The 21,251-nt window shown below is 38.8% G+C and carries 22 protein-coding genes, 1 tRNA gene and 1 pseudogene; 7 read left to right on the top strand and 17 right to left on the bottom strand.

Going from position 1 to position 21,251, the window contains the following annotated elements; genetic code table 11:
• The 13 genes from C502_RS0104970 to C502_RS0104905 all read right to left on the bottom strand — a co-directional run bounded on the left by C502_RS0104970 (position 1) and on the right by C502_RS0104905 (position 10,839).
• Entirely contained in the window at positions 1 to 594 is a 594-nt protein-coding gene (locus C502_RS0104970; protein ID WP_023274555.1) for a recombinase family protein, read from the bottom strand.
• Between the two features lie 146 nt (positions 595 to 740).
• Positions 741 to 1,250, bottom strand: coding sequence for a HEPN domain-containing protein (locus C502_RS0104965; RefSeq protein ID WP_018677741.1), 510 nt, complete (start codon positions 1,248 to 1,250; stop codon positions 741 to 743).
• A 930-nt stretch (positions 1,251 to 2,180) separates the two neighbouring features.
• Positions 2,181 to 2,837, bottom strand: a complete 657-nt coding sequence (locus tag C502_RS0104960) for a hypothetical protein (protein ID WP_018677740.1) — start codon at positions 2,835 to 2,837, stop codon at positions 2,181 to 2,183.
• Between the two features lie 62 nt (positions 2,838 to 2,899).
• Positions 2,900 to 5,437, bottom strand: a complete 2,538-nt coding sequence (locus C502_RS0104955) for a DUF927 domain-containing protein (RefSeq protein WP_018677739.1) — start codon at positions 5,435 to 5,437, stop codon at positions 2,900 to 2,902.
• Complete coding sequence (locus C502_RS0104950) at positions 5,434 to 5,769, bottom strand: CHC2 zinc finger domain-containing protein (protein ID WP_018677738.1); 336 nt, start codon at positions 5,767 to 5,769, stop codon at positions 5,434 to 5,436. Before C502_RS0104950 ends, C502_RS0104955 begins: the two co-directional genes overlap by 4 nt.
• 4 nt (positions 5,770 to 5,773) lie before the next feature.
• Positions 5,774 to 6,316: a hypothetical protein gene (locus tag C502_RS0104945; protein ID WP_018677737.1), complete on the bottom strand. Its 543-nt coding sequence runs from the start codon at positions 6,314 to 6,316 to the stop codon at positions 5,774 to 5,776.
• Positions 6,309 to 6,629, bottom strand: coding sequence for a hypothetical protein (locus C502_RS0104940; protein WP_018677736.1), 321 nt, complete (start codon positions 6,627 to 6,629; stop codon positions 6,309 to 6,311). The genes C502_RS0104945 and C502_RS0104940 overlap by 8 nt, the downstream gene beginning before the upstream one ends.
• Positions 6,610 to 7,203 carry a hypothetical protein gene (locus tag C502_RS0104935; RefSeq protein ID WP_228129322.1) on the bottom strand — a complete coding sequence of 198 codons (594 nt, stop codon included), beginning with the start codon at positions 7,201 to 7,203 and terminating at the stop codon, positions 6,610 to 6,612. Before C502_RS0104935 ends, C502_RS0104940 begins: the two co-directional genes overlap by 20 nt.
• On the bottom strand, positions 7,173 to 7,484 hold the full coding sequence (locus C502_RS0104930; RefSeq protein ID WP_018677734.1) for a helix-turn-helix transcriptional regulator: 312 nt from the start codon (positions 7,482 to 7,484) through the stop codon (positions 7,173 to 7,175). Before C502_RS0104930 ends, C502_RS0104935 begins: the two co-directional genes overlap by 31 nt.
• 14 nt (positions 7,485 to 7,498) lie before the next feature.
• On the bottom strand, positions 7,499 to 7,735 hold the full coding sequence (locus C502_RS0104925; protein WP_018677733.1) for a hypothetical protein: 237 nt from the start codon (positions 7,733 to 7,735) through the stop codon (positions 7,499 to 7,501).
• Positions 7,736 to 7,857: 122 nt separating this feature from the next.
• The gene (locus tag C502_RS0104920; protein WP_018677732.1) at positions 7,858 to 8,607 is read right to left on the bottom strand and encodes a hypothetical protein; all 750 of its coding nucleotides are present in this window, start codon (positions 8,605 to 8,607) and stop codon (positions 7,858 to 7,860) included.
• A 586-nt stretch (positions 8,608 to 9,193) separates the two neighbouring features.
• Positions 9,194 to 10,564 (bottom strand): tyrosine-type recombinase/integrase, encoded by a 1,371-nt coding sequence (locus C502_RS18085; protein ID WP_018677730.1) that lies wholly within the window; start codon positions 10,562 to 10,564, stop codon positions 9,194 to 9,196.
• A 188-nt stretch (positions 10,565 to 10,752) separates the two neighbouring features.
• Positions 10,753 to 10,839: transfer RNA gene (locus C502_RS0104905), tRNA-Leu, on the bottom strand.
• Between the two features lie 180 nt (positions 10,840 to 11,019).
• Between C502_RS0104905 and queA the strand changes: the two genes are divergently transcribed.
• The 7 genes from queA (at position 11,020) to secF (ending at position 18,584) form a co-directional block, all read left to right on the top strand.
• A complete protein-coding gene (gene queA, locus C502_RS0104900; protein ID WP_018677729.1) occupies positions 11,020 to 12,057 on the top strand; it encodes a tRNA preQ1(34) S-adenosylmethionine ribosyltransferase-isomerase QueA in 1,038 nt (345 codons plus the stop codon).
• Between the two features lie 13 nt (positions 12,058 to 12,070).
• Entirely contained in the window at positions 12,071 to 13,099 is a 1,029-nt protein-coding gene (locus C502_RS0104895) for a hypothetical protein (RefSeq protein WP_018677728.1), read from the top strand.
• Positions 13,100 to 13,155: 56 nt separating this feature from the next.
• Positions 13,156 to 13,725 (top strand): LemA family protein, encoded by a 570-nt coding sequence (locus C502_RS0104890; protein WP_018677727.1) that lies wholly within the window; start codon positions 13,156 to 13,158, stop codon positions 13,723 to 13,725.
• A 366-nt stretch (positions 13,726 to 14,091) separates the two neighbouring features.
• Complete coding sequence (gene tgt, locus C502_RS0104885; RefSeq protein ID WP_018677726.1) at positions 14,092 to 15,222, top strand: tRNA guanosine(34) transglycosylase Tgt; 1,131 nt, start codon at positions 14,092 to 14,094, stop codon at positions 15,220 to 15,222.
• A gap of 100 nt (positions 15,223 to 15,322) precedes the next feature.
• Positions 15,323 to 15,652 (top strand): preprotein translocase subunit YajC, encoded by a 330-nt coding sequence (yajC, locus tag C502_RS0104880; RefSeq protein WP_018677725.1) that lies wholly within the window; start codon positions 15,323 to 15,325, stop codon positions 15,650 to 15,652.
• Positions 15,653 to 15,703: 51 nt separating this feature from the next.
• A complete protein-coding gene (gene secD / locus C502_RS0104875) occupies positions 15,704 to 17,605 on the top strand; it encodes a protein translocase subunit SecD (protein ID WP_018677724.1) in 1,902 nt (633 codons plus the stop codon).
• 10 nt (positions 17,606 to 17,615) lie between these two features.
• A complete protein-coding gene (gene secF, locus C502_RS0104870) occupies positions 17,616 to 18,584 on the top strand; it encodes a protein translocase subunit SecF (protein ID WP_018677723.1) in 969 nt (322 codons plus the stop codon).
• 94 nt (positions 18,585 to 18,678) lie between these two features.
• Here the strand turns inward: secF and C502_RS0104865 are convergent, their stop codons facing one another.
• From C502_RS0104865 to C502_RS0104850, 4 genes and pseudogenes are all read right to left on the bottom strand, one after another.
• The gene (locus tag C502_RS0104865; RefSeq protein WP_023274554.1) at positions 18,679 to 19,335 is read right to left on the bottom strand and encodes a 4'-phosphopantetheinyl transferase family protein; all 657 of its coding nucleotides are present in this window, start codon (positions 19,333 to 19,335) and stop codon (positions 18,679 to 18,681) included.
• Between the two features lie 52 nt (positions 19,336 to 19,387).
• Positions 19,388 to 19,822 (bottom strand): hypothetical protein, encoded by a 435-nt coding sequence (locus tag C502_RS0104860; RefSeq protein ID WP_018677721.1) that lies wholly within the window; start codon positions 19,820 to 19,822, stop codon positions 19,388 to 19,390.
• A gap of 86 nt (positions 19,823 to 19,908) precedes the next feature.
• Positions 19,909 to 20,475: pseudogene (locus tag C502_RS18080) on the bottom strand (IS30-like element ISAba125 family transposase); the annotation flags it as partial.
• Positions 20,476 to 20,487: 12 nt separating this feature from the next.
• Positions 20,488 to 21,135 carry a beta-ketoacyl synthase chain length factor gene (locus C502_RS0104850; RefSeq protein ID WP_018677720.1) on the bottom strand — a complete coding sequence of 216 codons (648 nt, stop codon included), beginning with the start codon at positions 21,133 to 21,135 and terminating at the stop codon, positions 20,488 to 20,490.
• Positions 21,136 to 21,251: the final 116 nt, after the last annotated feature.

The raw sequence follows: 21,251 nt of genomic DNA, 5'->3' as shown, positions 1-21,251 counted from the left end.
TTATTTCCCATCTTTTGAAACTCTATAAACCGTTGCAATTCCTACACTTACAGCCTTTGCAATTTCTTCTTTGGTCATATCACCTTTGCTCAATAATTGTTTAATTCGTTCATGCTTCGCTGTATTGGCTTTCTTTCCAGTCGGTACATATCCCGAGCGTGCTAAACCTTGTTTAATACGCTCCTTGCGTTTGTCATTGTCTAACTTCGCCATTGTTGCTAATAGATCAATGAGCATTGCATTGATGACATTTAATATCTCACCTGTCATTCCGCCATTGGTTGTATGTGTGGTCGGCAGATCTGCAACGATCAAACGTAAACCTTTAGCCTTTATCTTATCTTTTAGAATTGCAAAATCATCCTGTGATAGTCGGCTAAGTCTATCCACACTTTCAACTAAAAGAACGTCGCCCTTATTTGCCTCTGTAAGTAATTGGTTTAATGCTGGGCGTTCTAGCTTCGTACCCGAATAGTTTTCTATGTATGTGTTGTATTGATCGCCATAGCTTTGGCTGAATGAGACAAGATCACTCAATGCTCGTTCTGCATCTTGATCTTTGGTACTTGCTCTTACATATATTCTAATTGTCATATCATTAGCCTTTATCATATAGCTATCATTTAATATGAATTATGATAAAACTATCATTTAACCAAGTAAATAGGTTAAATGATAGATAACCAAATATAATTATCAAATTATCTTTTGGGTATAGTCTAATGATAGGCTTAATTAAATTAGTTTTTATTAAATGATCTTAAAAAATATTCATTCTGCTTTGCAAATTCGATTAGAAAGATTCCAATCAGCTCAATATATCCTGAATAAAAAGCCCTACTTTTACCTTTTTCCTCCAGCTTTTCTATAAAGTACCTTGAGTCCATAAAATCACGGCTAATTAATTTAATACATTTAACAAATTCATAATGATGTGTAGTGTGAAAATCATTGCAAATTTTTGCTTGAACCTTGTTAGGCAGACTTCTAAAAAGTTTAATTAGATGATGCCCTGATTCAGGCTCTCCATTACAACAAAGAAGTAAGCATTTAAGTGAACACTCGATACTAAAAGCTTGCAATGTAATAATAGGATAAGTCGCCAACCCTAGCCCTGAATCTACTAGTAATTTAGAACTCTCATAGTATGCAATCGCTTGCTCAAGCCATAGTCGAGCACTTCTCTTTGAGTACTTATTTTTCTTTTTCATAGGAAGTTCTTTATTTAAATCTTTATTCATTAATGTCATCAATGCATCTCTTTTAATAATTACTTTGAATTATAGTTCAGATTTCAAAATATTTACTGCCAATGCTCACCCCTATATAAGCATTCATGTTTTGCCATGGTATTCCCTTTGGCAAGGGGAAATACCTTTCCAAATTTTTTGACTGTGATGCACTTACCCAGCACACCTATTGGATTGACCGATCAAGGGGATATGGGGTCAAAAGTCGCTAACCTCACATATAAAAAGACCGTCCCCCCATGAAATTTTCTCTTGGTCAAAAGTCGTAGGGAGGGGGTATCATTTTTGCGGTTTACATTGGTGCAAAAATATAGAATCACTAAAAAAATGGCATGTTTTGCCACTATTTAAAATCACCAATTTTGATGATGTTACAGGTGTTACATAGGGTACAAGACTGTTTTATATTAATTTTTCACTACTTATCTATAAATCACTATGAATATCAATAGGATATAAAAACTATTTTATTTTAATTAATATCATATATATCAATATCTTACATTACTTAATTCTTATTATATTTATCTCCATACCCATAACCACTATTTATGAGTGGTTACAAGTGTTACATAGGTTACAACATTGTTTTATATAAAATTATCTGTAACAAATTTCGGCATTGAATACTGTTACATGGGGTACAGCTCAGGGCATGGGGGGACTAAAAAAACTTAACATTTCGCCATATAGCGGACACCGCCCTCTCTCTCATTTATAAAAAAATTCCTGTTTAGGGTAAAAGTAAATAAACATTGAAGTGATTTAGGCTGAATAGTTTATATTTTGGCGATTCTGAATAAATTTGATGTACTTTCATGGCTGGCATAACTGGGCTTGTAAACTACATTACAAAACAGTGCCAAAATTTCGGAATGAGTAACCTCGCCCTTGCCACCTCACAGCGCAAATTTTCAACTAAAATTGTTTTTAGTTAGCTTGGGCAAAGTGGTTGTGGTGCTGAAAAGCAGTCATTGCTGGATGGGTGAAATTAGGGAATAAATAGAATCTAAAATTGCTGTCGTAATAAAAGATGTTCTGTTCAATTAAGGCATTAATAAAATGCTGGGCTTGCTCTTGATTCACTAGAAATTTCTGTATCAGGTCTTGTCGTACATGCTCAGGCTTAACAAGGGCATTTTCTACAGGATTATTAATTTTACGCAAGTTGCTACGGTATCGCTCCAGTCGATCAAAATAGGTCTGTATAACTTCTTGCTGTATATCTTGGTCCAAGCTTTCTGCATTTGATGCAGTCGAATTACTCAGTATTTCGATAATTTCCGTTTTAGACTGCTTTACTCGCTGTATGTCCATATCTGTGATGCGCTCTGCATGATGTAAACGCACGGTTTGACTGTCTATTAGCTCTATTTCTGCACCCTCTTGCTGGATATGCTCCAATAGCTCATAACATGATTGAAGCAGTAAACGGTGTATTAGCTGTGGTTTGTATTTACGTACAAGGTCTGTGCTTTGCTGGGGTATATCATCAGAATGATGTAAACGTAAAACTTGATTATTGATTAACTCAAGACTTGCGCCATAGTGCTGTAAAACTTGGCTAATTAACTGTGCAATATTCATTATTTAAGATCACCAATAAAAAGACTGCACGGCGTTAAACACTCGTACAGCCTGTAATTGAGTTAAATATCTAAGGTTGTGCCTGTGTTTACGTCATCCGTATATGGATTGGTGGCTTTCTCAATGTCATAGCTAAACATTGAAGTATTGAACACATATAGCCAAACTGGATTCTTACTTTCAGGAGTACGTTCCTGTTTGGTTGTTTTGCCATTGGCACAGTCTAACCAGCCGTGTTTTTTAAGCACTTTTGCTACTTTTTTAGGATCAAAACCAGTGCAAAGCTCCTGTTTAAATTGCTCTTTAAAGAACAAATAACGCAAGGTTTCACGCTGTTGGGCATTTACAACCTTATAGCCCACTCGATACATGGTTTTTTCTCTAAAGCTCTTGGTATCGGTGCTTGCATCATCGGCATGATCTGAATTGCCATAGCTTGCCCGCTTATTACCCTCAATTAAGGTATCAAAACGGCTATTTCCGTTCGCCTCAAAAAATGCTCTAACTTGCTGGAGTATCTGCCGATCTTCGAAGTCCCCGACCATTTCAAAGCTATTTAACCATGTCTTGAATACACTGATTACAGCCTCTAAAGCCCTGCCCTTTTTCCAGCCTGTAATATTGGCTTGTGTTGCCAGCTCGCCAGCCACGGCGACAACAGCAAAACGTGAAGCCACTCGAGCAATGTGCCCTTGTGCATTATCGGGAGTAAGTTTTGCTTTATATTGTTGATACAGTTTTAAAGCTGTTTCAGTCATTTGACCTTTATCATTGGTCAAATATTCAAGCCATGCTTTACCAGCTACACCATAAGCATTGATTGAATTTTCATACAGCATATTGGCTTGCTGTGAAGCATCAGGGGCAAAATCCACAAGATCAAATACGCCATATTCACAAGCATCTAAGCTAATTTCAGGTAATCGAATTTCTTGCCCAAGTTTAGCTGTTTGCCCAATCTCGTTTAGAATCTCTTTAAAAGTCTTTTCGCCGCTGGATAAAAACAAAACACGCCATTGCTGTGGAGCTTTGGTAATCGCTGTTCTTGCCATACGTGCCTTACCTTGACCATTGGCAAGCATATACACGGTTTGCCCAATATCTTTTGCACTGGCTTCGCCAATTTCATCTAATACCAAAAAACCATCATTGTGCATAAAGGCTGTTTGTTCTAATGCATTGCCTGTAGATCGCCAAGTACGGTAATACTCTTTAGGATGCCCCCATACACTACATGCAAGGTAAATAGCGGTACTTTTGCCTTTTGATGATGTGCCATTGATATGAAAGCCACCACCTTGTTGATTCAATGGTTCTAGCAATTGCCCAGCAAAGGCACATGCCACACTAAATACAAGTTTAGAATGGCTTTCAAGTAATAGACTTACACCATTTTTCCACGTCTCTAATTCACCTTTGAATTGAAAGCGGTTATCCAGTCCATCTGTACGCTGATAAACGATCACTTCATCATGTTTAGTGGCTGGATTGCTATAAGTTTCAGTCGGCAATACATAACGATGACCATGCCACCCGACACTATCCACACATAAAGCAAATTTATCGACTGGATAGCTCATAAGGTAAATTTGAAAAAGCTCTCTGCCTCTGCGGTCAGGCGTAATAATCACGCCTTGATTAGATAGTGCTTTTCGTGACTCTGTGCCATCACCTTGAAATAGCTCATTCGGCACAGCCCAATTGTGGTGAATGAAAGCATCATCTTGCCACTGCAATAAACGTCCCCAGTTATTACTGGTGTTATCCCTTGTTTTGGCTGTTACTAGAATTGGACTGGATATAAAGCGTTCCCGATATTCACCATTTTTTAGCTTTTCGATATAGAACACGCCTTTATCGTGTACCTCAAAACTGCCGTTTTCCCACTCCATTGGCTCTGCAAGCATACCATCAGGTAAATTATCGCTTGGTGATGGTGGTTGATAATGTGCTGTGATTAAGGCTGCAATATCGCTTGCCGTGGTATTTAGCCCTTGTTGCTTGCGTAACTCTGCCCAATCCATTACATCGCCTTTTTCGGGCAAATTCAGCCCATCTAAAACGATATATCGAACATCACAGCCCAATACATCAAGTTGCTGGGCAATTTCATTAAAAAACTTGGTCCCAGCCTTATCATTATCTGCCCATATGATAATTGAATGCTTCGCAAGTGGTTTTAAGTCGGTTTTGTCCGTGTTGCCACTGCCTCCGCATGTGGTCGCAGTTAAGCCCAATGAATTGATAAAGTCGGCTTTTTGTTCACCCTCAACGATATAAATAGGCTGCTTTTCGGGGATATTTAGCACTTGTTCTAAGGCATATAAGGGCTTTTTACCTTGCCCTATTGGGTACAATTCCGTGAAATTAGGATCACCAAATTTAAAACCACGTTCACCACTTGAGAATACACGTATCCATTTATCACCAGTATGGTGATTTTTGGCTCTCACTTTCCAATAAACAGGCATGCCGTGACCATTGGTATAGCTGAATAGATACTCAAACTGATAACCGTTTTTAACCTCACGCTCTGCCAGCTTTTGAGCATGGATAAAAGCTTGTTCCTGTACTTCCTGATAATCTAAAAATTCAGTCATTTGTCATTCTCCCATGCGCCCAAGTCTTTACACGCCTCGATAAAAGACTTGCCTGTAAGCAGTTGGTGAAATGCAATCAAATCACCGCCTTTGGCTTCGCAAGCCATACACTTGAAACAACCTTTACGGCTGTTTATGCGTAGGCTTGGGGTACTGTCATCATGGAAAGGACAAATCATTTCTCGCCATTCGCCACGACCTTTTACGGCGTAGCCTCTAGCATTTAAATATTCGATAGGATCAGGAAGTAGTGCCCGATTTAAGCCAAATTTCTTTGGTTTATCGGTATTGGTGTTTCGGTGTTTCCCTAGCGTAGGGTGCGCTTTTTTCATAAGACTACACCTCTACTTTAAAAATCGTAGGGTATAGCTCACCTAAAACATCACATTCAGCGAAAATATCGGATTGTAATTGGATGGTCATGCGTTGGATTGCACTGATCATAAGTTGAATAGTGCTAAAACCCATCCCCGAAATTTTAAATGTTGCTGGATCAATCTGTAATGATTGATCACAAGCGATTTTGGCAAGATTTATCAAATGCTGTGCATCGACATCAAGTTTTTGAAAATCATTCAGAATGGTGTGAATTAAAGCTGTTGGATTGTCATTTTTTGCAAGATCACTAATAGCATCTGCTCGCTCATCTAATTGGATAATCCACGGATTAATAATTTGAAGTGAAGCATATAAAACTGAATGTGCTGTTTTGATTTCATTTTTAAACTGGTGATTACTTTCACAGCCTATGGAATAGATCACAGCATCATGTAAAGCCTGAATTTCCTTCAAGCAAAAGAAATAATCTTTAACTGGTTTATCCAGCTCTGAAAGGACCTGAAATATTTTATTTTGAGTAGTAATGGTTTGATTAGGCATGATTATGCGCTCCTTTGAGATTTAAAAGAGCTTTACCATTCACGACCAAATGAGGGTGGCAAAGCTGAAAAGGGTTGGTCGACAAGCTCTCAAAGTCACTTGCACACATAAATGTGTCCCTCCCCAGCTTCACCATAGAGATGCAAAAAGCATAGAGATTGTACGCACAAAAAAAGTCCTTATAGCGGACTGTGCGCTTTGAGAATTGATAGCCGACCAAAGCTAACCCAACTGCTTTTTGTTGGGCATATTTAGGATATAAAGCTTTAACTTGATTTGCAAGATCATTGAACTTAAAAAGGATTGTTTTCATGGCAACCCTCACTAATCTGCTTGCCAAGTGCTACCAATTGGCGTATTGCTAATCCACTGAATTCAATGATGCTTGCTGAACTATATTTACCCTTAAACCAATCAACGGCTTTATTAAAATCAAAGCATTCAGGCGTGATTTCTTGGCAATAAAACTCCATATCACGTCCATCAATAGTTAAATAAGGGGTTTGTTCGTTAAAGTCTTTATTCGCACAAAGTATTTTTATTCCTGTTGGTTTAATTTGCGCTATGAGTGAAATATATCTCAACATAAGTGCATTGAAAGAGATAAATACAACATCATTGTGTTCAGTATAGCTTTCAATCAATGGCTTCAAGTCAATATATTGATCTGTTGCGATTACATCTCTAATAAAAAGCATGTCACCATCCACATTTAAGAGTGGGTTACGATTATTATTTTCATCAGTTTGGTGGTAACAAATAATCGTTAGCCATGAAAACTTATGAGGGCAATAAATTGGTACTATTTCTTTATGTAAACTTGGGTTGTAATCTGAAGGAAAATAAATAGTCATAGTTAATTCTCCACTTCTTTTGATTTCATCCATTCAGATATATCTGTTGCTCGCCATACGGTAATGGTCGGACTCAGCTTGATTGGCTGGGGAAATTCACCTTTACGCACCCATTCCCATAATGTTTTTTCAGATACGCCGATTAACCCCTTGCTGGCTCTGCGTTCGCCAATCACTCGGGTTCTGCCCTTGTTAATACCTGATTTATATTGATGAATACGTGCAGGGCGTTCAGGAATATTGGCAAGGTCGCTCATACGGTAAAAATGCTCCTTAGCCTGTGGGTTTTCAATGATCTGATTTTTTTCAATCATGACAACTCCCCGACCTAAACCGACTGCGCATCATGTGCTTGTTTTTGATTGTTATGCCATTGCACCAATTCCACATAATCAAAATAAACAGGGGCTTGGCGTGTAGTTCCAGCTTTGTAAGGCTTAGGGAATGTCGGGTCTTTTGCTATCAGTTTGCGCAGCCCCTCTGCTGTAAGGTCTAGCATCTGACAAGTAGTTTTTTGGGATACTCGTAGCGGTTGTGCATGAGTAGGTAAAGCATGAATTTGCATTTATAAGCCCTCATATCGTTTATGAGGCTATTTTGTTATTGATTTTTAATAATAAAAATAGAGAGGCTTGCTTGTGACGTGAATAACTAGAGTGTCCTATGAAAGGCTAGCCATTCAGGTATTTAATAACCAACTAAAATCCCACTAATAGTATTTTTATCCGTATACCAAGCTTCACCATTATTCTTAGTAAGAGGACTACCTTGCTGATCAATAATGATTTGTGGGTTTTCTATTATCCATTGTGCCAGTTGTGCTTTAAATTTCTTATGTTTAGGCTTTAATTTAGGGTTATCAAATCTGTTTAGCCATAAAGCTATTACTTGCTGTTTAGCTAAATCTGCTTTATTTGCAACTGCTTGCCCTCCTAAGTCGTGTATTTTAATATCATCATGATATTTGGGTAAAAGTAATCCCTTTATACCACTCAATCCAACCGCGTAACCTCGTAAACGTGTTGCTGTCAGTAAATTATAAATATCTTTACTATTTTTATATAAAATACAGTTCTTTACAGCAAAATAGAATGTTAGTTCAATATCTTCACTTTTTGATAGCAACTTATCTCTAGGATTATAATATGTGGGAAATGGTTTTAACTTCTTGAATTTACCACCAATACTCTCTACCTCGTGTTTAAAAAAATCTCTAAAAAAATCAATATTTAAGTTGGCTTCATTCATATGGAGTAACGATAGGATTCTAAAGACCCCATCATCAATGCTTTTATCACCTACTTTGGTGAGTCTCATGGAGTCTAGCCCAGAATAAAAACTAGTTATATCACCCATCAATAAAACCCACTCGATCCAAAGTTCATCGGGTAGGTCATTAATTAAATTAATTTGTTCTTCTCTAGTTAAAATTTCCATCAGTATTGATACTCGGTTTTAACGATAAATAGTATAAATTTATTTCGGTATAGTGGCATAGATTGGATATATTCAGTAAAAAATTAAATCACCCATATTGCCTATGCTGCCTATAAACAATTCACATTCTAAAATGTCATTCTGGTCAATCAATTCATTATTCATCCAAGCATTTAGATGTTCCATCATTCATATGGCTGGCAATATCTTATCTAGTAACTCATTCACCCTATACAAAATTCAGAAAAAATAGGCTACAAAAGTGGTTACAGTCTCAATCTTAATTTTACCAATTACAAAACAACATCTTACAAAACAAAATACATTTATTTTATGCTGCAAAACCCTGTTCAAAAGTAGGTTACAGCCACAAAACAAAGGCTTTAAAATTCAAAATAATTCAATAAAAACAAATGTGTAACCTATAGAATAAAAAGTGTTACAGCTTTTAAAAATTAAACCATTATAAAACAATGATGTAACCTAGTAACACCTGTAACACTCAAAAAAACACTATATCCGTAAAACATAAAAATTAGAGTTTGGGCAAAATTTATAATAAAAAATCTTTTCTTGCCTATGTCCACTAGGCGATATATGAATTTGTCATTTCGGCTAATTTCAATTTAATCAGCCTTGCATATTTGATATTGATTATTCCTTGTTTGGCTTGCTCAATTAAAGTAAGGCTAAATTCCATCGGACTTATAAATTTCTCTTGGTTAGCCTCTAAATAGTCACTCCACCAACAAAGCATCATCCTACGTTCTTCCATAAACTCCGCATGATGAATATAAGCCTGTCTAACGCCGTTACGTTCTTGATGGCTCATTTGCTTCTCGACTGCATCCTCAGTAAATAAAGTGCTTTCAATCAATGCACCGCAAGCCATACCTCTAAAGCCATGAATACATACATCCTCTTGGGTGCTATATCCCATGCGTCTAATCATGTCATTGACCGTGTTTTCACTGAGAAAACCGCCCATATCCACGCTATTAGGAAATACATTTAAAGAAATACCACTATAAACGTGAGTTTCTTTAGCTAACTTCAAAGATTGGGGAGATAAAGGAATTAAATGCGTTTCTTTCATCTTTGCGCCCCTGTGAGAATCTTTATATCCAACAATCAATTCCCTTGTAGGCGGGATGGTCCATATCTTTTTATCAAAATCAAATTCAGTCCAGCGTGCAAAGCGCAGCTCACTAGATCGGGCAAAAGTATGTAAGGCAAATTCTAAGCACAACTTAGTAATTGGGTTGCCTCCATCATTTCTTAAACGGCTGAAAAACTCAGGTAATCGTGCCAATGGTAATTTAGGATAATGCTTAGTTTTTCTTGTAATCGTGATTGCATCACTCAATGCCACGGCTGGGCTAAGGTCGATATAACCCTTAGTGATGGCATAAGCGAAAATACCCGAAAATCTTTGGCGTGTTTTACTCACGATTTCTAAATAGCCCTTTTCTTCAATCTTACTCAGGACATTATACAAATCTCGGGTTTTAATCGTGTCTATTGGCTTGCTACCAATAACTGGGAAAACGTACATTTCAAAATTACTTAAGGCTTTTCTTGCCGTAGCTTGATTCCACTTGCCAGTAGCTACATAAGCCTCATGCCAATCACGTGCAATACGTTCAAAACTGAACTCATCACTATTCTTGGCTTCTTCAATTTTTATTTGATTTATTGGGTCAATGTTATTGGCTAATTGATTTAAATAAATGGCTCTACGTTCCCGAGCTTCTTTGAGTGTTAATGCTGGATAGTTACCTAATGTCATTAATCCATCTTTACCATTAGGTCTTTTATATTTGAATCGCCAAACTTTCGAGCCATTCTTACGGACGAATAAAATTAACCCTTGCCCATCATATAAGCTGTAATCTTTTTCTTTAGGTTTTGCGCTATCACATTGAGTAGAAGAAAGTGGCTTAATCTGTTTAGCCATAAGGATTTCACTCCGAATGAGGATACGGAAGTTGACCGCAGTGGATATATCCTCAAATGTATCCTTATTATTTTACGCTGTATAGTGGTATATGTTTGTATGTTTCGGCATTTAAAAACAACAAAACCCTGAATTATCAGGGCTTTCGAAGCTTATATGCTGTATGTTGGCATATAATTTTATATCTGTGGTCCCGAGGGTCGGACTCGAACCGACACGTCATCTCTGACAGCGGATTTTGAGTCCGCCGCGTCTACCAATTTCACCACCTCGGGAAGAGTGCGATGCTTTGTGTTGCGTATAATAACCTGTTTGATTTTATTGTCAAACCCTAACTCCAGCTTATTGCTCACTTTTAAATCATTCAGATATTTTTATATCAATAAACACACGAACTCAGCGAGAAAATGCAAAAAAGACTATACTACGCCCAATTTTTGCGATGTTTTAGATGTATGCAACTCTCCGACTTTTCGTTTGATCTCCCTGATGAACTTATTGCTCGCTACCCATTAGACAGCCGTAGCGCATCTCGCCTGCTCCATATCGATGCTCAAGGTCAGTATCATGACCATGCTTTCACAGATATTCTCGATTTACTCGAAGATGGCGATTTGCTAGTGCTCAATGATACTAAAGTCATGAAAGCACGGCTTAAAGGTAAACGAGCTACAGGCGGTGCAATCGAAGTTCTAGTTGAAAGGATGTTGGATACCCACACAGCACATTGCCATATCAAATCGAGCAACTCACCCAAAGCAGGCGCAGAGCTATATATTGGCGCAGATGCCATTCCTGTAACGGTACAAGGTCGCCATGAAAACCTATTTGTGGTGGAGTTTTCACAACCAATTTTATCGGTATTGGATCAATATGGTCAGTTGCCGATCCCACCTTATTTCAATCGTGAAGCCGAAGAGATTGATACCGAGCGTTATCAAACCGTATTTCATGATCCTGAAAAAATTGCCAGTGTTGCTGCCCCGACTGCAAGCTTACATTTCGACCAAAACTTATTAGAAAAGTTAGCAGCTAAAGGCGTGCAAAAAACGTTTGTGACTTTGCATGTAGGTGCAGGAACTTTTATGCCTGTTCGTACCACGGACATTAGCAACCACATTATGCACAGTGAATGGTGTGACGTACCACAAGCCACGATTGATCTCATCTTAGCGACCAAGGCACTTGGTAACAAAGTGATTGCGGTGGGAACAACTGCGACCCGTGCCTTAGAGAGTGCTGCACAGGCCAATCAAGGACAAATTGCAGCTTGGACAGGTGATACACAAATCTTCATCTACCCTGGTTATCAATTCTGTATCGTCGATCGCTTGATTACCAATTTCCATTTACCCGAATCAACCCTGCTGATGCTGGTTTCTGCATTATCGAATCGAGATCATATTTTAGCGGCTTATCAACATGCAGTTGAACAACGCTATCGTTTCTTTAGCTATGGTGATGCTATGCTAGTGGATCAATTAAACGCCTGATTTAAATAAAACGATGCCGATTGATACTGTAGAACAAGCCTTACATATAAGACGAAAAAAAAATGCGCAGGTTTTTCGCAATATTGCTCGGCTTTGGGAAGTCGGGCAGAAATCGCATAGCGATCAAGATTTACTGGATGCCCTACACCCGTGGCGTGATGATCATAGCCTACGTTTTTTTAATGTACTGCCCTATCTTTTAGGTCTTGTGAGTGTGTGTACCTTAGTCTTTGGCTATTTTCTTCACCCACATGTTCAGTATATCTTCAGCCTTTTCGCAGCCTTTCTAACTGGATTTTTGGCTTATCTGCTCTATGAACCCGAAGAACCACTCACACAGGTCATCACGTATCTCGAACAGCGCATGACGGTATTGCGTTATGGTTTACAGTTTCAACAACTACCTGCTTATTTACCGATTCAGGCACAACCATTATTGGTGATCAGTAAATTAAAGCAATTCTTTCCATTGTTTAATCGTGGAACGGAATCTAACGAAATCAGCCAATATGCGTCAACCACTTGGCATGATGGCACGACAGAGCATCAAGTTTTATTGTTTCAATATCACTATGTCAATGAACTCCCTATTTTTCAGGAAGAAAATAGCAATCAGAAAATTGCCAAAGAAATTCATAAAGATTTATGGGGAGCGTTTGTTTTTCAAATACCTTCATTAGGAATCGCAGTCAGCAATAAACGTTCACGTTTTTTTGAGCCTTATACCAGTTCATGGCAAAGTAGCGATATTTTAATTAACCAAGAATTGAATATTTTCGGGTTGGATCAACATCAGTTGGCGAAAGAAATTAGTCCAAGCCGCACATTGAAGCTCAATGATTTTTTTCAACATTTTACAGGTGATTTAATTTATCATCATCAAGAGCAAATTCTGTGTTACCTCGGTGAACAAAATCTTTTCCAAACCGCCAGTAAACGCAGCGACATTGATGATATTTCTGCATTACGTGGACATTTACGCACCATGACCATGCCGCAATATCATAAATTTCAACAATTGATGCTCAATCTAATTCAATAGATCCCTCTTTCTAGCAAAGAGAGTATTTAAGGGAAATAACAATAAGGGGAATGGCGATGACAGGTTTACTGATCTTTTTTGGGATTTTTGTTGTAATCGTGGTATGGGCGATTTATACACGCAACAACATTGTCCGTTATTTTAATGCTACCAAACGTGCTTGGTCAGAAGTGGCTAACTTTGAGCGTCAAAAAGTAAAAACCTTAGAAGCATTGGAAGCGACATTAGATCAATACACGCAGTTTGAAAAATCAACTTTGGAAAAAGTCACCGAATTACGTCAACAAATCCTGAATCTGAATGTCAATGATACCGATATTTCTCAGTTGCAACAGATTGAGAAAATGAGTAAGGAATTGATTCGTAGCCTCAATGTAGTGGTGGAAAACTATCCTGAACTGAAAGCTGATGCACTGTATAGCAAAATGATGGACGATATTCAAGAACAAAACGAAAATGTCGGTGCGGCAATCACGATCTTTAACCGTAACGTAGAATTGTTTAATAACCAGATCGAAGTGTTCCCCAACAATCTGATCAATACCCTAACCTTATCTAAAAAAGCTATTCGTCCATTTAAGGATAATCTGGCAACTGAAAATTTTGACTATAAACCGAATTTTTAAATATCAAACAAAGCCCTCCTCTTATCGTCATAAGGTATTCGCTATCGTGAAGCGGCATGGATGCCGCTGGTAGGGCTGCGGTATATGGACATACCGTCAGCCCTACAAAGGATTTTTGTTACTTTTCATCCTTGAAAAGTAAGGTCTACCTATACAAAAGATATCTTTTCTTGGAAAAATATTGAGGTTATGACTTTTTTTAATTATCGGAAAGAAAATTAAAATTTTATCAATTTCATTTCTAGCTACATTTAGTAGTAGAACTACACGCCATAATCAAGGAAAATAGCCGCTTTTGATCAGCGAACTGTTTTTTCGCCTTGCGCTGCGCTCAAAGCAGTGCTTCGATCTTGCTCAGGATGTGTCATGAAATTTGAAAAATTAGGTCAGTCGGGACGTGCCCGTCGTGGTCGACTTACGTTAGAGCATGGTGTGGTTGAAACACCTGTGTTTATGCCCGTGGGTACTTACGGTACGGTTAAGGGTATGTTACCTCGTGACATTGAAGAAATTCAGGCACAAATTATCTTAGGTAACACCTTCCATTTATATTTACGTCCAGGCTTGGAAGTGATTAAAGAGCATGGCGGTTTACACGAGTTTATCCAATGGGATAAACCGATTTTGACCGATTCAGGTGGTTTCCAAGTATTTAGTTTGGGCGCAATGCGTAAAATCAAAGAGGAAGGTGTTACCTTCCGCTCTCCTATTGATGGCTCAAAAGTGTTTTTGTCTCCAGAAATTTCAATGGAGATTCAACAAGTACTCAATTCAGATATCGTAATGATTTTTGATGAGTGTACGCCTTACCCTGCCACCCATGAGGAGGCGCAAAAATCATTGCAGCTTTCTTTACGCTGGGCAAAACGTTGTAAAACACATCACCATGATGAGCTTAAGAATAAAAATGCCTTATTCGGCATTATTCAAGGCGGAATGTATGAAGACCTTCGTGATGAATCACTTAAAGGTTTATTAGACGTTGGCTTTGATGGTTATGCAATTGGTGGCTTATCGGTGGGTGAACCCAAAGATGAAATGATCAAAGTACTTGATTATTTACCGAACAAGATGCCACAAGACAAACCACGTTATTTAATGGGTGTTGGAAAACCAGAAGACATCGTTGAAGCGGTTCGCCGTGGTGTCGATATGTTCGACTGTGTCATGCCAACCCGTAATGCGCGTAACGGTCATTATTTTGTCACGGATGGTCTGGTAAGAATCCGTAATAGTAAATATCGCCATGATAAAGGACCTTTAGACCCTCATTGTGATTGCTACACTTGTAAAAACTTTACGCGTGCCTATTTATATCATTTAGAGAAGTGCGGTGAGATGCTGGCATCCATGCTTGGTACCATTCATAACTTGCGTTACTACCAACGCCTAACGCAAGGGATGCGTGATGCTTTGGATAACGGCACATTTGATGAATATGTTCAGGACTTTTATTCACGTCGTGGCTTAGATGTGCCAGCCTGTCCTGAAGACTAATGTGAATGAATTGCATCAAGATTTGCGCCTGACCGCAAGACAAGGTACATTGCAAAACGAATTGGAATTTATTATTACTTTTTACTTTTAGGAAATCGAAATGAGCTTTTTAATCTCTACTGCTCACGCTGCCCCTGCGGCTGCACAAGGCCCTAGCCTGATGACAAACTTATTGATGATCGCGGTATTTATCGCAATTTTCTATTTCTTGATTTGGAGACCACAAGCAAAACGTGCCAAAGAACACCGTTCTTTAATCGAAAGCTTGGGTGTGGGCAGTGAAATCGTATTTGCTGGCGGTTTGATGGGAAAAATCACCAAACTTGATGGTGACTTTGCAGTAGTTGAACTCAGCCGTGGTGTCGATGTAAAAATTCAACGTGCGAGTGTCATTTCAGTATTACCTGAAGGCACACTAAATAACCTTTAATCATAAGATAGTCGTGCCTAAGCACGACTTTTTCATTTAAGAAGAAAGCGAATGCGTTACCCTGCATGGAAATATTTACTGATCCTTGTTGTCCTTGTGATCAGTACGTTATATGCACTTCCAAGTTTGTATCCAGATGAACCTGCTGTCCAAATTTCAGGGGCAAAAGCAGGCACAAAAATAGATCAGACCATGGTGCAAAAAGCTGAGCAGATTTTAAAAACTGCCAACATCAGCAGTCACAACAATAGCTTCGCTAACAATGCGGCTTTATTACGTTTAAGTAACTCTGAAGCACAATTAAAAGCTAAAGAAGTACTCAGCCGTGATTTAGGTGAAGACTATGTGGTTGCCCTCAACCTTGCACCAACAACACCAGAATGGTTGCGAAAGATTGGGGCTAAACCAATGAAACTTGGTTTGGACTTACGTGGCGGTGTACATTTCTTGCTTGAAGTCGACATGGATAAAGCAATCAGTCAACGCATGGAAACATCTGTAACTGATTTGCGTCGTCAATTTCGTGACAACAAAATTAAGTTTAATAATCTTGCTTTAAACAATAACACCATTACCATCCAGTTTGCTGATAATGCAGACCGTGATGCAGCGATTGATTTTTTACGTCGTAACGGGAATGAGTTTACACAACAAGCTGTTGCAACCTCATCAGGTGCAACCCTAAAACTGAATTATAGCGATGCTCGTCGTCAAGAAATTCAGTCTTATGCCGTCAACCAAAACTTAACGACACTACGTAATCGTATCAATGAACTTGGCGTGGCCGAAGCACTGGTACAAACGCAAGGTAGTAATCGTATCGTGGTTGAATTACCAGGGATACAAGATGCTGCTGAGGCAAAACGTGTTCTAGGGCGTACAGCAAACTTAGAATTCCGTTTAGTAGCAGATAGTAATGATCAGTATATTGATCCATATTCAGGTAAATATAATGGTCAACCACTTCCACCAGGTACAGAAGTTTTTGCTTATGAATCTTTAGAGAATGGTCGTCAATTACTACTCAATCGTAATCGTATCTTGACTGGTGAACGTGTTCAAAATGCTAGCTCTGGCTTTAGCCAAGACTCTGGTGGTGCTGAAGTTAATATTACCTTAGACACTGCGGGCGGCAAGCTCATGGCAGATGCAACACGTAATGCTGTTGGCAAACGTATGGCTGTATTGTTCATTGAGAATAAACAAAAAATCACTCATATCACCGATCCTAAAACAGGTGCACAAACTGAAGTTCGTACACCTTATACAGAGTCTTTGGTGATCAATGCTGCAACCATTCAAGCGGTTTTAGGTTCTCAATTTCGTATTACAGGTTTGGACTCCCCACAAGAAGCGGCTGAACTTGCATTGATGCTTCGTGCAGGTGCTTTGGCTGCACCAATGTATTTCGTGGAAGAACGTGTGGTTGGTCCTAGTCTTGGTCAAGAAAATATTGATGCAGGTGTTTTATCAACTCAAATTGGTTTCTTACTTGTTGCAATTTGGATGGTGGCATTCTTCCGCTTATTCGGTTTAATCGCAAACTTTGCATTAGTCTTTAACCTTGCCATGATTTTAACTGTAATGTCATGGCTCGGTGCTTCTCTCACCCTACCTGGTATTGCAGGTATTGTGATTGGTATTGGTATGGCAGTCGATGCCAACGTACTGATCTGTGAGCGTATCCGAGAGGAAATGCTCTGGGGTGCATCACCGAAACAAGCGATTGTTGCGGGTTATGACCGTGCTTATAACACCATTTTTGACTCGAACTTAACCACCTTTATCGTGGCATTTATTTTGTTCGCAATTGGTACAGGTCCAATCAAAGGCTTCGCTGTAACATTAATGATCGGTATCGTTTGCTCAATGTTTACTGCGATTACCGTGACCCGTGCCATCGTACAGCTCATTTATGGCAAACGCCGTAATTTGACCAAGTTGAGTATTTAAGGAGATTCACATGACTGATCTGACTCAACAAGACTCAAAGCAATACGGTCGCCCAGATGATCTAAAAATCATTCCATTTATGAAGATTGCTAAGCCTGCTGCAATCTTCTCAATATTGATTACCCTTGCGAGTGTTTTCTTTATTGTGACCAAAGGCTTAAACCTCGGTTTGGACTTTACAGGTGGTGTGTCTGCCGAGTTGAACTATAAACAAGCAGTTCAACCAGCCCAAGTCGCTCAAGCACTTGACCGTGCGGGCTTTAAAGATGCCGTAGTACAAACATTGGGAAGTAACAAAGACCTGATTGTACGTATGCCCGTTCAAGAAGATCTGAAAGTTGATGATCTGAGTGATACCATCACCAAAGCGGTTCAATTACCGAATAATGCAGCAGAAGTTCATAAAGTAGATGCCGTTGGTGGGCAAGTCGGTAATGAGCTTTATATCCGCTCTGCTGGCGCACTGGCACTTGCTTTGATCTTAATGCTGATTTATGTGACCATTCGTTTCGAGTTCAAACTTGCGATGGGTGCGGTAATTTCATTATTCCACGATATCGTGATTATCATCGGAACATTTGCATTATTTCAATGGCAGTTTGATTTAACCGTACTTGCAGCGATACTCGCGGTGATGGGTTTCTCACTCAACGATAACATCGTTGTATCGGATCGTATCCGTGAGAACTTCCGTAAAATTCGCGGTGCAACACCTCGTGAAATTGTCGATATTGCCTTAACAGAAACTTTACGTCGTACCATTCATACCTCAATGACCTTATTGCTCGTGGTACTTGCAATGATGTTCTTAGGTGGTGATGGTTTGCATTGGTTCTCTATTGCTATGTGTGTAGGTGTCTTTATCGGTACTTATTCATCTATCTATATCGGTACTGCATTTGCTTTATGGCGTGGTCTAAACCGTCAAGATTTTATTGTCCAAGTTAAACCTGAATTTGATGAAGAAGAGATTCCTTAATCTCGCCCTGCTTTAGATTCAAACAAAATGCCAGCAATATGCTGGCATTTTTTATTACGATTGGAGCAAAGCAGCATGCATCATTTATGCACGTTTATTGATGCTGAACAATTTGAATCTGTGGAAACTGAAATCCGCGACAAGATTGTTCTGATCGCCATGCCACAGTGAGCACAATTTTCTGATTTAAAATAAAGTTTTGGTAAGCAAACGTCCCAATCAAGGGATGGGAACACATTCCACCATAGTTCGTGGCATGAACTTGAGTATTTAAACTATTTAAGTCTAAGCGGATTCCTAGACCTGAAGCTTTTAAAATTGCTTCCTTCGTTGTCCATACACGTAGCCAGTATTCAGGATCTTGATCTTGTTGCTGCCAAGTTTGATATTCTTCTGCGTGAAAAGCATGTTGCGCTAAGGCATCAAAACGGACTTTACGATCTAATTCCTCAACATCCACACCAACCTCTTTCATACGCTCACTCATCGCCAAAGCATAGTATTGTTGGCTATGTGAATGGTTAAATTCCAAGGTATGAGAGCTTAGAAATGGCTTGCCATATTCATGTTTTGAAAACTGTAAATCCGTAGTTAAACACTTTAATTGATCTGCCAAAAGTTGATTGCGATAGGCTCTGATCTGTTGTTTTTTATAATCGTTGAATGATCTAAAATCTGAAAACTCTGTTCTATCTCGTTTAAGAAGTGAAGCCAATGCTTGAATATGTATTTCAATTTTACGTGTCATCATCAGCTTCACTCAGTAAGCCGCTATTTAATAAAACAGTGGCTTATAAAAATTTTTAGAATTTAACAAGATCGCCTTTCAGTGCAACACCTGCAACCGCTACACCTTTATGACATTCATAAGTTGTCGTACTTTTGGTTTCATTCTTTTTGTAGTAGCTCACAATATTCGTCACCGCATTTGCACCACGTGCTTTTGCTGCTTTGTCTAATTGAAGAAGTGCCGAGCGAAGTACCCAGTCACATGATGTTTCAGCAGATTTACCAAAACCATTGGTTTTTTGGTTGGTGACAATATCTTGCTCTAGAACTTTACCGCCAGACTTATTTCCTTTGAGGTAAAATTTGACCGTACCATCTAAAGTTCCATCTGCCACAGCACGATCGACTGCTGCTTTAAAATCGAAATTATGTGTTACATCGGCAGCTTGAACAGATGCTGTAAAACCTGTTGCAAGTGCCGCAACCAAAAATAATTGTTTAATTGACATTATTGTGCTCCTTGTTATGTAAAGCGTTTAAAAATAAGTGAGGTATTAATTCCGCCAAAGGCAAAGTTATTGCTCATCATAATATTACCTTTAATTAAATCGGCTTCCCAATGACCCGGTATTTTTCTTTCTTGAACTTCGGCTGGGCGCTCATGAATAGTTTTAATATCCTGTAATATAGAATCTTTTTTAGGTTCACCATTAGCTTTTCGCTTTTTATTTTCATGACGCAGACAGGATAATAAGTCTTTTTTCAACTCGCCCTTGGGTAATGCTCGTATCGTTGAGTAAATTGTTGTATGGCTTACATTCATTGTTTGATCCAAATCAGGAAATCTCTTTAAACGCTTTGATATTTGCTGAGGAGACCATAAACAACGGATCGCTTCAACAATAAATTTCCAGAGGATTGAATCGATTTTGAGTTTTCTGTGACCACGTCTACGTCTAGCGAAGGTGTTATCAGAAGCATATCGAGCTTGATAAACGTCATTGATGCTATTTCTTTTAAGCTCACGATAGATCGTACTAGGATGTCTTTTAATGAGTTCAGCAAATTTTCTGGCTGAAAAGCCTTCTTTTCTTGACTCAAGCATTAATGCAGTACGATCTTCAAAATTCAGATGATGGTATGACAATTTTATATACTCCATAAACCCTTTAAATTAATTAGGTGGTTTATGTCGCACTTCAAGTTTTACTCTGCCCTTCCATCTCGGTGTAACTTGATTGAGCTGCGTAGATTGCCAAAACGCATAAAAGTCCAAACTTTCCATTGAGTCAGAACCCGATAACGCGACAATCTCTAAATTCGGTTGCTCTAAACTCACAATCGTTGAAAGCGCGTATGCCGGGAAATCATGCGCATCAGCATAAAGTTTGGGTAAGGCTTGATCATAGGCAATAACCAATACACGTTTCCCACGAGGTTGTGACTTTAAAAGCGCATAAGCCTCAATCAAAGCCTCAGTCCATTCACAACTTAAACTCGTCGAAGGTGTATGATCCTGACATAAGATAGAGTACAAGCCTGCAATCGCATTATGCACAGAGGTTGAAAACTGTGTTGGCGAAGGAACTTGAGCCTTGAGTACGTCTTGTAAAATACTCAGTGTTTTTTCTTCATCACCAAACTTAGACGCCCACACAATATAATCAACAGGCTGCCCATCTAAACTCACCAAAGCACTATGCAATGCCATTTTTGCTAGCGAAGATAAACGGCGGCGTTGCATTGCAGGAATCGCTTCGAGCGCAGCATAATTCTGCTGAGCATATACAAGCTGAGGCTGCGTTAGATGTAACTTTAACATGCAATGCAAGTTCCAAATCTGGTGTAAAAATATACAAATAATGATCTTTTTGCGCAGGCATTATAGCACTCGCACCACATTTCACAAAAAATAATTCCCATTAAATATCATAATCT

The organism is Acinetobacter tjernbergiae DSM 14971 = CIP 107465 (assembly GCF_000374425.1).
GTDB lineage: Bacteria > Pseudomonadota > Gammaproteobacteria > Pseudomonadales > Moraxellaceae > Acinetobacter > Acinetobacter tjernbergiae.
The sequence above is the reverse complement of the archived record's forward strand: the minus strand, read 5'-3'. Positions and strand labels throughout refer to the sequence as shown.

What these genes read in the sequence shown, in the direction of transcription:
- C502_RS0104970 (WP_023274555.1), bottom strand. Translation starts at nt 594, where the DNA reads ATGACAATTAGAATATATGTAAGAGCAAGTACCAAAGATCAAGATGCA.
- C502_RS0104965 (WP_018677741.1), bottom strand. Translation starts at nt 1,250, where the DNA reads ATGACATTAATGAATAAAGATTTAAATAAAGAACTTCCTATGAAAAAG.
- C502_RS0104960 (WP_018677740.1), bottom strand. Translation starts at nt 2,837, where the DNA reads ATGAATATTGCACAGTTAATTAGCCAAGTTTTACAGCACTATGGCGCA.
- C502_RS0104955 (WP_018677739.1), bottom strand. Translation starts at nt 5,437, where the DNA reads ATGACTGAATTTTTAGATTATCAGGAAGTACAGGAACAAGCTTTTATC.
- C502_RS0104950 (WP_018677738.1), bottom strand. Translation starts at nt 5,769, where the DNA reads ATGAAAAAAGCGCACCCTACGCTAGGGAAACACCGAAACACCAATACC.
- C502_RS0104945 (WP_018677737.1), bottom strand. Translation starts at nt 6,316, where the DNA reads ATGCCTAATCAAACCATTACTACTCAAAATAAAATATTTCAGGTCCTT.
- C502_RS0104940 (WP_018677736.1), bottom strand. Translation starts at nt 6,629, where the DNA reads ATGAAAACAATCCTTTTTAAGTTCAATGATCTTGCAAATCAAGTTAAA.
- C502_RS0104935 (WP_228129322.1), bottom strand. Translation starts at nt 7,203, where the DNA reads ATGGATGAAATCAAAAGAAGTGGAGAATTAACTATGACTATTTATTTT.
- C502_RS0104930 (WP_018677734.1), bottom strand. Translation starts at nt 7,484, where the DNA reads ATGATTGAAAAAAATCAGATCATTGAAAACCCACAGGCTAAGGAGCAT.
- C502_RS0104925 (WP_018677733.1), bottom strand. Translation starts at nt 7,735, where the DNA reads ATGCAAATTCATGCTTTACCTACTCATGCACAACCGCTACGAGTATCC.
- C502_RS0104920 (WP_018677732.1), bottom strand. Translation starts at nt 8,607, where the DNA reads ATGGAAATTTTAACTAGAGAAGAACAAATTAATTTAATTAATGACCTA.
- C502_RS18085 (WP_018677730.1), bottom strand. Translation starts at nt 10,564, where the DNA reads ATGGCTAAACAGATTAAGCCACTTTCTTCTACTCAATGTGATAGCGCA.
- queA (WP_018677729.1), top strand. Translation starts at nt 11,020, where the DNA reads ATGCAACTCTCCGACTTTTCGTTTGATCTCCCTGATGAACTTATTGCT.
- C502_RS0104895 (WP_018677728.1), top strand. Translation starts at nt 12,071, where the DNA reads ATGCCGATTGATACTGTAGAACAAGCCTTACATATAAGACGAAAAAAA.
- C502_RS0104890 (WP_018677727.1), top strand. Translation starts at nt 13,156, where the DNA reads ATGACAGGTTTACTGATCTTTTTTGGGATTTTTGTTGTAATCGTGGTA.
- tgt (WP_018677726.1), top strand. Translation starts at nt 14,092, where the DNA reads ATGAAATTTGAAAAATTAGGTCAGTCGGGACGTGCCCGTCGTGGTCGA.
- yajC (WP_018677725.1), top strand. Translation starts at nt 15,323, where the DNA reads ATGAGCTTTTTAATCTCTACTGCTCACGCTGCCCCTGCGGCTGCACAA.
- secD (WP_018677724.1), top strand. Translation starts at nt 15,704, where the DNA reads ATGCGTTACCCTGCATGGAAATATTTACTGATCCTTGTTGTCCTTGTG.
- secF (WP_018677723.1), top strand. Translation starts at nt 17,616, where the DNA reads ATGACTGATCTGACTCAACAAGACTCAAAGCAATACGGTCGCCCAGAT.
- C502_RS0104865 (WP_023274554.1), bottom strand. Translation starts at nt 19,335, where the DNA reads ATGATGACACGTAAAATTGAAATACATATTCAAGCATTGGCTTCACTT.
- C502_RS0104860 (WP_018677721.1), bottom strand. Translation starts at nt 19,822, where the DNA reads ATGTCAATTAAACAATTATTTTTGGTTGCGGCACTTGCAACAGGTTTT.
- C502_RS0104850 (WP_018677720.1), bottom strand. Translation starts at nt 21,135, where the DNA reads ATGTTAAAGTTACATCTAACGCAGCCTCAGCTTGTATATGCTCAGCAG.